Source organism: Streptomyces sp. NPDC088733, from assembly GCF_044751185.1.
Classification (GTDB): Bacteria; Actinomycetota; Actinomycetes; order Streptomycetales; family Streptomycetaceae; genus Actinacidiphila.
Window position 1 is genome coordinate 82,528 of record NZ_JBIVLH010000029.1, and the last position, 13,285, is coordinate 95,812.

Consider the following 13,285-nt stretch of genomic DNA (forward strand, 5'->3'; position numbering starts at 1 on the left):
TGTGTTCCCACTGTTCAATCCCACCGTGGCCCGGCTGACCTACCGGGGTCTGCTCGGCCGGCGCCGGGCCCTGGTCCTGTTCGCCCTTCCCGCGCTGCTGATCCTCATCTCGGCGGCGGTGCGCGGGCTGACCGGCGCCGACGACTCCACCGCCACGTCGGTCCTGGGGGGTTTCGCCCTGGCGACGATGGTGCCGCTGGTCGGCGTCTTCGCCGGCACGGGCGCCGTCGGGCCGGAGATCGACGACGGGTCGATCGTCTACCTGCTGGCCAAGCCCGTCCCGCGGCCGACGATCATCGTCACCAAGCTGCTGGTCGCGATCGGTGTCTCGGTGGTCTTCTCCGCCGTGCCGACGCTGATCGCCGGATTCATCCTCAACGGCAACAGCCAGGGCATCGCGGTGGCCTTCACCGTGGCCGCGGCCGTCGCCTCGGTGACCTACGCGGCGCTCTTCCTGCTGCTGGGGGTCGTGACCCGGCAGGCCGTGGTCTTCGGCCTGGTGTACGCGCTGATCTGGGAGTCGCTGATCGGCTCGCTGGTGCCGGGCGCGCGCACGCTGAGCGTGCAGCAGTGGGCGCTGGCGCTGGCCCAGCGGATCGCGGGCGAGGGGCAGATCACGTCGGACGTGGGGCTGCCGCTGGCGGTGGTGCTGCTGATCGGCGTCACCGTGCTGGCCACCGGCTACGCGGCGCAGCGGATGCGCGCCCTGACGCTGGCCGGCGAGGAGTAGCCCCGCCGTGCCGCGAACTGGGCCGCCCGGGTGGTTCTCACCGCCCGGGCGGCCTTGTTTCCTCGCGTCGCCGCACATCGGATTGTCTGATGTGCTGAGTGACGTCCGAGAGTCCGCTGCTCTGTGCTGTCGGTGTGTTCCTGGTCGCACTGGGGCTGCTCGTCGCCCTCTTCCGCCCGGAGCTCGCCCGGCGCATCGACCTGCGCCTCGCCGCCCGTGCCCGGCGCCGGAGGCGGTTCCTGGTGTTCCCTCGAAAGTGGGCTCCGTCACACTCCTCCTTGAGAATTCAAGGGAATGGCGCTACGGTGCAAGAGGTTGAAACATAAACCAACCACCCCCGACGAGGAGTAAGCCATCATGGGCCTGTTCAGCCGCAAGACCGACGCCGAGACCACGGGCACCGCGAACGCCGTGGCCACCGCCGACCTGGCGAACCTGACCGGCGAGTACACGATCGACCCGACCCACAGCGAGATCGGGTTCTCCGTCCGCCACGCCATGGTGACCACCGTGCGCGGCCAGTTCACGGAGTACGAGGGCTCGCTGAAGCTCGACGGCACCAAGCCGGCCAACTCCTCCGCCGAGCTGAAGATCAAGGTCGTCAGCATCGACACCAACCAGGCCCAGCGCGACGAGCACCTGCGCACCGGCGACTTCTTCGACGCCGCCGCCCACCCGGAGATCACCTTCCGCAGCAGCTCCGCCGAGCAGGTCGACGCCGAGACCTACCGCATGCACGGTGACCTCACCATCAAGGACACCACCAAGCCGGTCTCCATCGACTTCACCTTCAACGGCTCGGCCACCGACCCGTACGGCAACCTGCGCGTCGGCTTCGAGGGTGCGACCACCGTCAACCGCGCCGACTGGGGCCTGACCTACAACGCGGCCCTCGAGGGCGGCGGCGTCCTGATCAGCGACAAGGTCAAGCTCACCTTCGACGTCTCGGCGATCAAGGCGGCCTGAACCGGCTGAGTGCCTCGGCCGTCCCTGCCCCAAGATGGTGGGGATGGCATCGAACGAGCCGGCGCACGACGCCGGCGGCAGGCGACGCCGTGTCGCTCCGGGCGACACGGCGCGCCTGCTGTTCGCGCAGGCCCGCGCCTGGGTGCGCGCCACCCCCGGCACCCACACCTGGCTGCTCGTCCTGGCGGTGACCAGCGGCGTCCTCGCGGCGGTCCCGCCGCACCTCCGCGGTTTCCTGCTGCACCACAACAGCACCAACCTGGAAGAGCTGGGCAGCCACCCGGTCCGCGTACTGATCGTCAGCGCGCTGTGGATCGAGTCCCCGCCGGCCTTCCTGGTGTACTTCCTCTTCTACGAGATCGTGCACGCCCCCGCCGAGCGCCGGCTCGGCACCCGCCGCTGGCTCGCCGTCGTCGCCGTCGCCCACGTCGGCGCGACCCTCATCAGCCAGCAGGCCGTCTTCCTCGGCATCCACGCCGACCGGCTGTCCCCGTCGCTGGCGCACACCGTCGACATCGGGGTGAGCTACGGGCTCGCCGGGGTGGCGGGCGTGCTCACGTACCTGCTGCCTCCCCCGTGGCGCTGGGCGTACCTCGCGGCCGTCGCGGGCGGCCTCGTCTACCCGCTGCTGCAACCCGGACGGACGTACACCGACCTCGGGCACGTCACCGCGCTGCTGATCGGACTCGCCTGCCGCGGGCTCACGCAGCCGGGAAGAGCCGCTCCAGAACCACCGCGATGCCGTCCTCGGCGTTGGAGGCCGTGACCTCGTCGGCGACGGACTTCAGCGACGCGTGGGCGTTGCCCATGGCGACGCCGTACCCGGCCCATTCGAGCATCGGCAGGTCGTTGGGCATGTCGCCGAAGGCGATGGTGTCCGGGGCGGTCAGGCCCAGCCGACGGGCGGCCAGCGACAGGCCTCTGGCCTTGGACAGCCCCAGCGGCAGCAGTTCGACGATGCCGGCGCCCGACATCACGACCCCGACCAGGCCGCCGGCGGCCGCGGTGGCCGCCTCGGCGAGTTCGTCGTCGCTCAGCTGCGGGTGCTGGATGTACAGCTTGCTGATCGGCGCCGTCCACAGCTCGTCCAGCACGTCGACCTGGCCCACCGGCAGCTCCGACTCGAAGAGCTCGTAGCCGGGACCGAGGACGATGTCGCCGTCCATGCCGTCGAGGGCGGCGGCCACGGCCAGCCGGCCGGTCGCCGCCTCGATCTTCTCCAGCGCCTGCCGCGCCGTCTGCCGGTCCAGGGTGACCGAGGTCAGCAGCCGCCGCTCGCCCGCGTGGTACACCTGCGCGCCCTGCATGCACACCGCGAGGCCCTCGTAGCCCAGCGACTCCAGCACGTGCCGGGTGCGGGCGACCGGGCGCCCGGTGACGACGACGTGCGCGGCACCCGCCGCGGCGGCCGCGGCCAGCGCCCGGCGCGAGCGCTCGGAGACGGTGTGGTCGGGGCCGAGCAGCGTGCCGTCGAGATCGGTCGCGACCAGGCCGTAGGGGAGCGGGGGAGTCACTTGGCCACCGGCTCCAGCACCTCACGGCCGCCCAGGTACGGGCGGAGCACCTCGGGGACCCGGATCGAGCCGTCGGCCTGCTGGTGGTTCTCCAGGATGGCGACGATCGTGCGCGGGATGGCGCACAGGGTGCCGTTGAGGGTGGCCAGGGCGCGCGTGCCGTTCTCGTCGCGCATCCGGACGGACAGCCGGCGGGCCTGGAACTCGGTGGTGTTCGAGGTCGAGGTCAGCTCGCGGTACTTGCCCTGGGTCGGGATCCACGCCTCGCAGTCGAACTTCCGCGCCGCGGAGGAGCCGAGGTCGCCCGAGGCCAGCTCGATCACCCGGAACGGCAGCTCCAGCGAGGTCAGCCACTGCTTCTCCCACTCCAGCAGGCGCTCGTGCTCGGCCTCGGCGTCCTCGGGGCGGGTGAAGACGAACATCTCCACCTTGTCGAACTGGTGCACCCGGATGATGCCGCGGGTGTCCTTGCCGTACGAGCCGGCCTCGCGCCGGTAGCAGGGGGAGAAGCCGGCGTAGCGCAGCGGCAGCTTGGCCGCGTCGATGATCTCGTCCATGTGGTACGCGGCGAGCGGGACCTCGGAGGTGCCGACCAGGTACAGGCCGTCCTTCTCCAGGTAGTACACGTCGTCCTCGACCTGGCCGAGGTAGCCGGTGCCGGCCATGGCCTCGGGCTTGACCAGCGTCGGGGTCAGCATCGGGGTGAAGCCGGCCGCGGTCGCCTGGGCGATGGCCGCGTTGACCAGGGCCAGTTCCAGCAGGGCGCCGACGCCGGTCAGGTAGTAGAAGCGCGAGCCGGACACTTTGGCGCCGCGGTCGACGTCGATGGCGCCGAGCAGTTCGCCGAGGTCGATGTGGTCCTTGGGTTCGAAGCCCTCGGCGGCGAAGTCGCGCGGGGTGCCGAGCACCTCCTTGACGACGAAGTCCTCCTCGCCGCCGATCGGGGCGTCGGGGTGGACGATGTTGCCCAGCTGGAGCAGCAGGCGCTGCGCCTCCTCGGCGGCCTCGTGCTGCTCGCCGTCGGCGGTCCTGACCGCGGCCTTCAGCTGCTCGGCCCGCTTGAGGAGCTCGGCCCGCTCGTCCCCCTGCGCCTTGGGGACCAGCTTGCCGAGCGTCTTCTGCTCGGCGCGCAGTTCGTCGAAGCGGGTACTGGACGACCTGCGCCGCTCGTCGGCGGAGAGCAGGGCGTCGACGATGCCGACGTCCTCTCCACGGGCGCGCTGGGAGGCGCGCACACGGTCGGGGTCCTCACGAAGCAGGCGAAGGTCAATCACGGGGACAGGCTACCGGTGCGACGGGCCCGAACGCGACAAGTTAAGTGCTTTATGTAGCGTTATGTCCGATTTGAAAGACGGGGCCCCGGAAATGCACCGCAGCCGAAAATGACGTTGAAGTGTCCGTCAACCGAATTCCGCACGTCCCTCCCCCGAGGGCATGTGCCCTGTGGACAACGGTAGTTGGAGCAGGTCCGGCGGGACGGGTTATCCACAGGGGGCCGGGTATTCCACCGGCTTGTCCACAGCGGGTGTGGATGAACTGTGGATGGTGGAGTCGATCATTCCGACGGTCGGTCGCGGGCCCATGGATTCCCCGGCCAAACCCTACTCACACTCCCTTTCGAGTGAGAATTCTTCCCCCTATCGAGTTGTTCGAAGGTATTGGGCTGACGAATGCCGACCCGGGGGCCTGTGTGCCGTGATGGCGCCCCTGTGCCGATTTGTCGATCTGGTCCCTACTCGCCATCACGGACGTGTCGACTTATCCCCAGGTTGCTCCCAAGGCCTGTGGATAACGCGGTGGACAACCGAAGGGCCCACCGGTTGTTCACCGGAGGGCCCCTGGGAGGTGCGGCCGCGCGCCCTACGCCTCCAGCAGCCGCTGCCCCACGTATTCACCGGGGCCCGCGCCGCCCGGCACCGCGAACAGCCCGCTCGCCTCGTGCCGCAGGAAGCGGGAGAGCCCGTCGCCGCGGTCGAGCTTGCGCTGCACGGGGACGAAGCCCGTCAGCGGATCGGACTGCCAGGCCACGAAGAGCAGCCCGGCGTCCGGGGCACCGTCCTCGCGGAAACCGTCGTGGTAGGAGAAGCCGCGCCGCAGCATCGCGGCGCCGCCGTTGGACTCCGGGGCGGCGACCCGCACGTGGGCGTCGGCGGCGATGGCGAAGGTCCGGCCGTCGGCCTCGATCCTGTTCAGGTCCGGCTTTGCGGCCTCGCCGCCCCCGGACAGCGGGGCGCCGTCGGACTTGCGGCGCCCGATGACCCGTTCCTGCCGCTCCACGGAGAGGTGGTCCCAGGAGTCCAGCAGCATCCGGATCCGGCGGACCACCGCGTACGAGCCGCCGGCCATCCACTCCGGCGCGCCGGAGGAGGGCACGAAGACCCGCTGCCCGAAGTCGGGGTCGGACGGCTTGGGGTTGTTGGTGCCGTCGATCTGGCCCATCAGATTGCGCGTCGTGCGGGGGACGACGGTGGCGCCGGGCGCGCGGTTGAAGCCGGTCATCTGCCAGCGCAGTGCCGCCGTTCCCGCGGCCTGCTTCTGCAGCACGCGCAGCGCGTGGAAGGCGACCAGCGGGTCGTCCGCCCCGATCTGGATCCACAGGTCGCCCTCGCCGCGCCGCGGATCGAGCGCGTCGGCGGAGAACGGCGGCAGCGGGGCCAGCGCCTCGGGCTGTTTCGACCGCAGGCCCGTCCGGTCGAAGAAGGAGCGGCCGAAGCCGAAGGTGACGGTCAGCGCAGCCGGTCCGGCGTCCAGGGCGATCTGGTCGTCGCCGGCGGGCGCCCGGCCCGCCGTCATCGCCTCGGCCGCGGCCGACCAGCGGCGCAGCAGCGCGGCGGCGCCCGCGCGCCCGGCGTCCGCGGTCAGGTCGAAGGCGGCGAGGTGGCCGTGCGCCTGGGCCGCGGTGACGATGCCGGCCTGGTGGACGCCGTGGAAGGGCACGCGTGCGGCGCCCACCGAGGCGAGCGCCGCCGGTTCGTCGCGGGCCGCGTTCGCCGCGACGGCGGAGCCGCCGCCCACGACCAGCCCCGCGGCGCCGGCCGCGCCGGCGGTGCCCAGCAGGCGGCGCCGCGAGATCGGCCGGCGGATCGGGTCGTTCGTCAATTGATCTTCACTGTCTCGGTGCGGGTGACCTGGTCGATGTCCGAGGTCCGTACGGTGACCGCGAGCGTCCACTGCCCGGCGATCGGGATCTGGACGTTCTCCGCGCTCCAGTGGCCGGTGTCGACCTTGCCCAGGGTGACCGGGATCGGGCCGATCTTCTGGGCCGGGAGCGTGAAGGAGACCTTCACCTCGGGGACGTCGCGGGCCTGGCCGTCGGGGGCGGTGATCAGCAGGTGCAGCTCGTTCTCGGCGGTGCTGCCGGGGTCGAGCGTCACCTCCGCCTCGCCCTTGCCGTTCGGGCCGCCCGTGTCGAACGGGATCCGCACGTCCAGCGGTTCGGGGACCGAGGTCACCGGGGCGGTCGCCCCCGCCGCCGCGCTGCTCTCCTCGGCGGCCCGGCCCGGCTGCGTCCCGGTCAGCAGGGTGGTGACGCCCAGGATCACGACCGCGACCGTGGCCTCGGCCAGCACGGACTTGCGCAGGCCCGTACGTTCCGGGTCGGCGTCGCGTGCCTTGCGCTCCCGCTCCTTGGCCAGCGCCGCCTCCTGCCGGGCCAGCTGCGCGGTACGGACGGCGGGGTCGCCGCCCCGCCCCGCGGCCACCGGCTGGGCGACGGCGGCCGCGGCCCTGGAGGCCTTCGCGCTCCGTACCGGCTGCACGGCCTTCGCCTTCTCGGCGAGCCGCCCGGTCCAGCGCCGGGAGAGCCAGGCCAGCTCCAGCAGCAGCACGACCAGGCCGATCTTGACCAGCAGCAATTGCCCGTACCCGGTGGAGACCAGGGCGTCCCAGGAGCCGAGCTGGCGCCACGACTGGTAGACGCCGGTGGCGACCAGGGCCGCCACGGCCCAGAAGGCGATGCGCGAGAACCGTTGTACCGCCGACCGCTCCACCGGCAGCCCGCGCCACAGCGCGACGAGGAGCGTGGCCAGGCCGCCCAGCCAGACCGCCATGGCCAGCAGGTGCACGATGTCGACCGGCATGGCCACCGAGGACTGGATGCCGACCGAGGCGTGCTCGGCCATGGCCCATGTCGCGGCGAGGCCCACGGCCACGACCCCGCCGCCGATCGACAGACCCCAGGCGAGGTCCTGGCGCTCGACCGGGTCCTCCCGCTTGGCGTAGCTGCCGAAGAGCACGGCGATGAAGACCGCGGACGCGGCGAGCAGCAGCAGCCGCGACAGCAGCGCGGCGCCCGGCCGGGTGTCCAGGACGTCGCTCACGGCGCCGAGGTCGAGGACGTCGCCGAGGGAGCCGCCGCCCGCGTACGGGGCGCGCAGCAGCAGCAGCGCTATCGTCGCGCCGACCATGCCCGCCCAGCCGCCGGCGACCAGCCGGCGCAGCGGCCGGAGCTGCGCGCCGCCGGGCCAGCACACGCCCAGGAAGAAGGCGGAGCCGACCATCAGGGCGAACCCGAGATAGGCGGCGTAGCGTCCGGCGTCGTACAGCGCCCCGACCGCACCGCCGCCCGCCTCCTGCGCGGGCAGGCTGACCGTGGTCTTCGAGGGCGCGCCGATGGAGAAGACGAAGGCCCCCGCCACCGGGTGGCTGTCGGCGGAGACCGCCTTCCAGGCCACGGTGTACGTGCCGTTGCCCAGCCCCGGCCGCAGCGCGACGACCGCCGTGTTGCTGCCCTCGCCGCCGTTGCTCGCGGCGCCGGTGTCGGCCCTGCGGCCGTCCGGCCCGAGGACGCGGACGGCGTCGGAGGCCAGCAGCACACCCTCGGAGAAGGTCAGCCGCACCTGCTGCGGCGCGATCTTGACCACCGAGCCCTCCGCCGGGTCGGTCCTCACCAGCGCTGCGTGCGCGGAGGCGGGCGCGGCGCCGCCGAGCAGCAGGCCGAGCACGGTCAGCGGGACGGCCAGCAGTCGCAGCCCGGCCCGTGCCAGCTCTTTCATGTCCTTCATGGCGCCCTCCTCAGTCCCCCGGGCGATAGCCCGCCGGCTTGACCGGGACCCGTACGTCGATGGCGTCGGCGTCGTCGAAGTGCAGTTCCACGGACACCTCCTCACCGGCCACGGGCTTGTGCGTGAGCTTCTCCAGCATCAGGTGGTTCCCGCCGAGCCCGAGGGTCAGCCGTCCGCCGGCCGGGACGGTGAACGCGTCGACCCGGCGCATGGCGTTGCCCGCGGTGGAGTGCAGCGTCACCTCGCCGGCCAGGTCGCTGGTGACCGAGGTCAGCCGGGCGTCCTGATCACCGCTGTTGGTCACGGTGAAGTAGCCGGCCGCCATGTCCCCGAGCGCGGGCTGCGGTATGTAGGCGCCGCTGACCTCGAGTTCGGGCCCGTCCGGTGCGGAGCCGCAGGCCGCGGCGCCGAGCGCCAGGGCCAGCAGGGCCGCGACCGCGGCCGCCGGCATCACCGGGCGCCTCACGGGGTCCGGCCCTGGATGATCTTCGGCAGGTCGGCGGCGAACTGCTGCGAGGTGGTGCCCGACATGTAGAGCGCGTGCGCCTTGTCGTCCTTCGGCGAGTACGCCACGACCTCGGCGCCGTGCGTCACGGTGATGCTGCCGTCCTTCTCCTTGACGGGCTTCTCCACCGCGATGCCGAGCGAGCGGGCGCCCGCCTGGATCGTGGCGAAGTCGCCGGTCAGGCCGACGAAGGACGGGTCCATGGCGTTCAGCCAGGCACCCAGCCGCGACGGGGTGTCGCGCTCGGGGTCGGTGCTGACGAAGACCACGGTGAGCGCGGCCTGTTCGGCCTTGGGCAGCTTGGACTTGGCGATGGCGATGTCGCTCATCGTCGTCGGGCAGACGTCGGGGCAGTGGGTGTAGCCGAAGAAGAGCAGCGTGGGCCTGCCCGCGGTCTTCTCGACCAGGTCGTACTTCTTGCCGTGCGTGTCCGTGAGGACCATGTCCGGCTTGTCGAAGGGCGTGTCCAGGACGGTCGCGGCCTTCTGTGTGGCGTCGGTGGACACCAGGGGGGCGTCGGCGGCGTCCGACGGGCCGTCCGAGCCGCCGCAGGCGGCCAGGGTGAGGGCGAGCGCGGCGACGGCGGCCGCGGCGGCGATCGCCCGGGTGGTGGTACGCATCAGGGTTCCCCAGGAAGTTCGGTACGACGCCGGGTGGCCGCCGCGCACGGCGGTCACCCGGCGATACTGCGTCAGACGGCGGGGGTGCCGCCACCGGCGCCGCGGCGGCGCCCGGCGAGCACGCCGAAGCCGACGCCCAGCACACCGACGACGATGCCGACGACACCCAGCACACGGGCCGTGGTGTCGCTCGTGCCGGCCGACGCGGCCTGCTCGCCGGCAGTGCCCTTGCCTTCGCCGCCACCGGCCTTGGTGTCGGCGGCGGGAGAGGCGGACGCGGCGGCGCCGTGGCCGTGGCCGTCCGACGCGCCCTCGGAGTCGTCCGACAGCGTCAGCACGGGCGCCGGGTGCTCCGGCTCCTCCTGGCCCTCCTGCTGCTCCTCGATCCAGCGGACGACGTCCTTGTTGTCGTACGTCTGGATCGCCTTGAAGACCAGCTGGTCGGCGTCGTCCGGAAGCGGGCCGAGCGAGACCGGGAACTGCTGGAACTCACCCGGGGCGATCTTCCCGCCGGTCCAGGTGATCTTGGTGACGGCCTCGGTGATGCTGCCGTCGTCGCTCGTGATCGGCTTGGCGAGCTTGCTCTTGACGACCTGTGCCGTCCAGCCGGGGACGGGCTGGAGGGAGACCGACGCGATCGGGTGGTCGGCCGGCAGGTTGACCTCGACCTTGATGGTCGACGCCTTGTCCTCCTCGTTGGGGACCTTGAAGGACACCGTGCTGTAGCCGCCCTTGACGGCGGAGTTCGGCTGGACGGAGACGTGCGCGAAGGCGGGCACGGCGGCGGCGAGGACGGCCGCTCCACTGAGTCCGGCGACGGCGACGGCGCGACGCACGGCGGTGCTCTTGGAGTTCAGGGCGTTCATGGGTGCAGACACTCCACGGGTGAAGGTGTGAGGGTGACGGATGGCACGCGTGCGGCACGCGACTCCGTCTCCCTACGTCCGTGGAGCGGGTCGCGTTCAGACCGCGAGGGCGTACGCCGGAGGTCCGCGACGGGCGAGGCTGTGCCGGAGCAGAACGGTGTGCGGCGGCACGGAGTCGGCGACGCGGCGGCGCGGGCCGGCCGCGGCGGACGGCGCGTCGGGCGCCCCGGCGACCAGGGCGCGCACCAGCGCGACGGCGTGCCGCAGGGCGGCGCCGGTGAGTTCGGCGAGACCCCGTGCGCCGAGGGCGATCATCCGCCACAGCGCGGCCTCGCCGCGGCGCAGCAGCCAGCCCGCGGCGAGCGCGGCGAGCAGGTGGCCGAGCAGCATCGGCTGGCTGTAGGCGAGCATCGTGCTCTCGGTGTGAGCGTGCGTCATGCCGCCCATGCCGGCCATACCGCTCATGTGGCTCATGCCGCCCATACCGGAGAGCGGCTGGGCCCGCTGGCCGCAGATCAGCCGACCGGCGATCTCCAGGATCCCGCCGGTCCGGGGGGCGCCGCCCGGGGCGCACACCCCGCCCGCGTTGAACAGCACGTGCAGGGAGAGCTGTCCGCCGGCCAGGCCCGCGGAGATCCCCGGGAGCGAGCGCTCCCGTCCCGCGAGCGGCGCCGCCACGGCGAAGACCGCCACCCAGCCGGCCGCCAGCGACCAGCCGGGCACCGCATGGCCCGAGGCGAGGGAGTGCGCGACCGCGGACAGCGTGACGCAGACCGCGGTGAACACCGCGGCCCGCAGCAGTCGCAGATCGGCGCCGACGCGCACAGGAGAGGCCATGACGGGCGTCATCATCTCACCGTACCCCCCGTTCGTATGCAGGGGGTCTCGCATCTCGGCGGGGTGTGCTATGAGCTCCGGCCGCCCGCGTACACCCGTGTGCCGGGGCCGGGCATCGGCCGTATGGGCGTCATCACGTCAACACCACGCTTACCGACCGTGTTTCGGGGCAATACGTATCGGTATGTCGAGCCGCAGCCAGGAGGCTGAGCATGAGCATCTGGTGGTCCCTCCATTTGCGGCGCGAGGCTGCGAGCGTTCCGCTCGCCCGTCGGCTCCTGCTGGGGACGATGGAGACCGCCGGGGTGGACCCCGACATCTCGTACGACTTGTCCGTGGCCCTCAGCGAGGCCTGTGCCAACGCTGTTGAGCACGCGAGTCACGGCGAGTACCGGGTGACGGCCCGTATCGAGGGCGACCGCTGCCGCATCGAGGTGGCGGACTCCGGACCGGGCTTCGCCCCGGACCTGCGCCGCACGCACCATGCCGTACGACCGCTGTCGAAGAAGGACCAGCACGCCGAGCACGGCCGCGGGCTGTTCCTGATCGAGGCGCTGGTGGACCATGTCCACTTCCACAACCGGCCCGGTCACGGGGCGGTGGTCAGTTTCGACAAGATCCTCAAGTGGCGGGACGACGCCCTGCTCAGGGTGTCCTGAGCCGGTCCGTCCCGGTACGGCGTCAACCGCCCGTCCGCGGGCGGTCCTTGCGCCGGTGCGGGCGGCCCCCCGTCCCGTCGGGACGGAACGGGGGCACCGTCCGCGTGCCGTGGCTCAGCCGCGCAGGCCGGCCATCCAGCGCTCGACCTCGTCGGAGCTGCGCGGCAGGCCCGCGCTGAGGTTCCGGTTGCCGTCGGCGGTGACGAGGATGTCGTCCTCGATGCGCACGCCGATCCCCCGGTACTCCTCCGGGACCGTCAGGTCGTCGGCCTGGAAGTACAGACCGGGCTCGACGGTGAGGACCACACCGGGCTCCAGCGTGCCGTCGACATAGGTCTCGGTGCGGGCCGAAGCGCAGTCGTGCACGTCGAGGCCGAGCATGTGACCGGTGCCGTGCAGGGTCCAGCGGCGCTGGAGGCCGAGCTCCAGGACGCGGTCGACGGGACCCTCGACCAGGCCCCACTCGACGAGCCTCTCCGTCAGCACGCGCTGCGCGGCGTCGTGGAAGTCACGGTACGCGGCGCCGGGGCGGACGGCTGCGATGCCGGCCTCCTGGGCGTCGTACACGGCGTCGTAGACCTTGCGCTGGATGTCGCTGTACGTGCCGTTCACCGGCAGCGTGCGGGTGACGTCGGCGGTGTAGAGGGAGTGCGTCTCCACACCGGCGTCCAGCAGCAGCAGGTCGCCCGAGCGCACCGGGCCGTCGTTGCGGACCCAGTGCAGCGTGCAGGCGTGCGGGCCGGCGGCGCAGATGGAGCCGTAGCCGATGTCGTTGCCCTCGACGCGGGCGCGCAGGAAGAACGTTCCCTCGATGTAGCGCTCGGACGTCGCCTCGGCCTTGTCCAGGACGCGGACGACGTCCTCGAAGCCGCGGGCGGTGGAGTCGCAGGCCTTCTGCAGCTCGCCGATCTCCCACTCGTCCTTGACCAGCCGCAGCTCGGACAGGAACTCCTTCAGCTCGGCATCGCGCTCCGCGGTGACCTTGTCGGTCAGCGCGGCCTCGATGCCGGCGTCGTAGCCGCGCACGACCCGCACCGGGCCGGTCGCCTCGCGCAGCGCGTCGGCGGCCTTGCGCACGTCGGCGCACGGCACCCCGAGCAGCACCTGGGCCTCCGCCAGGCTGTGCCGGCGGCCGGTCCACAGCTCGCCCTGGCCGTCGAGCCAGAACTCGCCGTTCTCCCGGGAGGACCGGGGCAGCAGGTAGGCGGTCGCATCGTGACCTGCGTCACCGTTGGGCTCCATGACCAGGACGGCGTCCTGCGTCTGGTCGCCGGTCAGGTGCACGTACTCGGTGCCGGCACGGAAGGGGTACTCCGTGTCGTTCGCGCGGGTCCGCAGGTTGCCGGCGGGGACGACCAGCCGCTCGCCCGGGAAGCGGGCGGACAGGGCGGCCCGCCGCTTGGCGGCGTACGCGGCCTGCTCCATGGGCTGCAGGTCACGCAGTTCCGTGTCGGCCCAGCCCGACTTCATCACCTGGGTGAGCTCGTCGGAGACGGCCGGGTACAGGCCGTTCTTCCGCTGCTTGATGGGCTCGTCGCCTTCCGGGTTCTCCGGAGCGCGGTCCTCGGCCACGTCATGCCTCCTC

General features: G+C 72.3%; 13 protein-coding genes. 4 read left to right on the plus strand and 9 right to left on the minus strand.

The genetic code is table 11. The annotated features are described in order from the left end of the window. The first annotated feature begins 10 nt into the window (after window positions 1-10). The 3 genes from ACIP64_RS35695 to ACIP64_RS35705 all read left to right on the plus strand — a co-directional run bounded on the left by ACIP64_RS35695 (window position 11) and on the right by ACIP64_RS35705 (window position 2,462). Window positions 11-730 (plus strand): ABC transporter permease subunit, encoded by a 720-nt coding sequence (locus ACIP64_RS35695; protein WP_401595432.1) that lies wholly within the window; start codon window positions 11-13, stop codon window positions 728-730. 357 nt (window positions 731-1,087) lie between these two features. Next, on the plus strand, window positions 1,088-1,696 hold the full coding sequence (locus ACIP64_RS35700) for a YceI family protein (RefSeq protein ID WP_360904338.1): 609 nt from the start codon (window positions 1,088-1,090) through the stop codon (window positions 1,694-1,696). A 43-nt stretch (window positions 1,697-1,739) separates the two neighbouring features. Next, a complete protein-coding gene (locus ACIP64_RS35705) occupies window positions 1,740-2,462 on the plus strand; it encodes a rhomboid-like protein (protein WP_401595349.1) in 723 nt (240 codons plus the stop codon). Here ACIP64_RS35705 and ACIP64_RS35710 read toward each other — a convergent pair. The 8 genes from ACIP64_RS35710 to ACIP64_RS35745 all read right to left on the minus strand — a co-directional run bounded on the left by ACIP64_RS35710 (window position 2,398) and on the right by ACIP64_RS35745 (window position 11,041). Continuing rightward, entirely contained in the window at window positions 2,398-3,210 is an 813-nt protein-coding gene (locus tag ACIP64_RS35710; protein WP_401595351.1) for an HAD family hydrolase, read from the minus strand. The genes ACIP64_RS35705 and ACIP64_RS35710 overlap by 65 nt on opposite strands. Beyond that, entirely contained in the window at window positions 3,207-4,484 is a 1,278-nt protein-coding gene (gene serS / locus ACIP64_RS35715; protein WP_401595354.1) for a serine--tRNA ligase, read from the minus strand. Before serS ends, ACIP64_RS35710 begins: the two co-directional genes overlap by 4 nt. 586 nt (window positions 4,485-5,070) lie before the next feature. Beyond that, complete coding sequence (efeB, locus tag ACIP64_RS35720; RefSeq protein WP_401595356.1) at window positions 5,071-6,309, minus strand: iron uptake transporter deferrochelatase/peroxidase subunit; 1,239 nt, start codon at window positions 6,307-6,309, stop codon at window positions 5,071-5,073. Then, window positions 6,306-8,204 carry a copper resistance CopC/CopD family protein gene (locus ACIP64_RS35725; RefSeq protein WP_401595433.1) on the minus strand — a complete coding sequence of 633 codons (1,899 nt, stop codon included), beginning with the start codon at window positions 8,202-8,204 and terminating at the stop codon, window positions 6,306-6,308. Before ACIP64_RS35725 ends, efeB begins: the two co-directional genes overlap by 4 nt. Window positions 8,205-8,223: 19 nt before the next feature. Continuing rightward, on the minus strand, window positions 8,224-8,664 hold the full coding sequence (locus tag ACIP64_RS35730) for a copper chaperone PCu(A)C (RefSeq protein ID WP_401595359.1): 441 nt from the start codon (window positions 8,662-8,664) through the stop codon (window positions 8,224-8,226). Between the two features lie 11 nt (window positions 8,665-8,675). Then, window positions 8,676-9,338: an SCO family protein gene (locus tag ACIP64_RS35735; RefSeq protein ID WP_401595362.1), complete on the minus strand. Its 663-nt coding sequence runs from the start codon at window positions 9,336-9,338 to the stop codon at window positions 8,676-8,678. Between the two features lie 71 nt (window positions 9,339-9,409). Beyond that, window positions 9,410-10,204 (minus strand): YcnI family protein, encoded by a 795-nt coding sequence (locus ACIP64_RS35740; protein WP_401595365.1) that lies wholly within the window; start codon window positions 10,202-10,204, stop codon window positions 9,410-9,412. Between the two features lie 96 nt (window positions 10,205-10,300). Further along, on the minus strand, window positions 10,301-11,041 hold the full coding sequence (locus tag ACIP64_RS35745) for a hypothetical protein (RefSeq protein WP_401595368.1): 741 nt from the start codon (window positions 11,039-11,041) through the stop codon (window positions 10,301-10,303). A gap of 212 nt (window positions 11,042-11,253) precedes the next feature. On the opposite strand from ACIP64_RS35745, the gene ACIP64_RS35750 reads away from it, so the two are divergent. Beyond that, window positions 11,254-11,700, plus strand: coding sequence for an ATP-binding protein (locus ACIP64_RS35750; protein ID WP_319663428.1), 447 nt, complete (start codon window positions 11,254-11,256; stop codon window positions 11,698-11,700). A gap of 114 nt (window positions 11,701-11,814) precedes the next feature. Here the strand turns inward: ACIP64_RS35750 and ACIP64_RS35755 are convergent, their stop codons facing one another. Next, window positions 11,815-13,272 (minus strand): aminopeptidase P family protein, encoded by a 1,458-nt coding sequence (locus ACIP64_RS35755; RefSeq protein ID WP_401595371.1) that lies wholly within the window; start codon window positions 13,270-13,272, stop codon window positions 11,815-11,817. Window positions 13,273-13,285 lie beyond the last annotated feature (13 nt).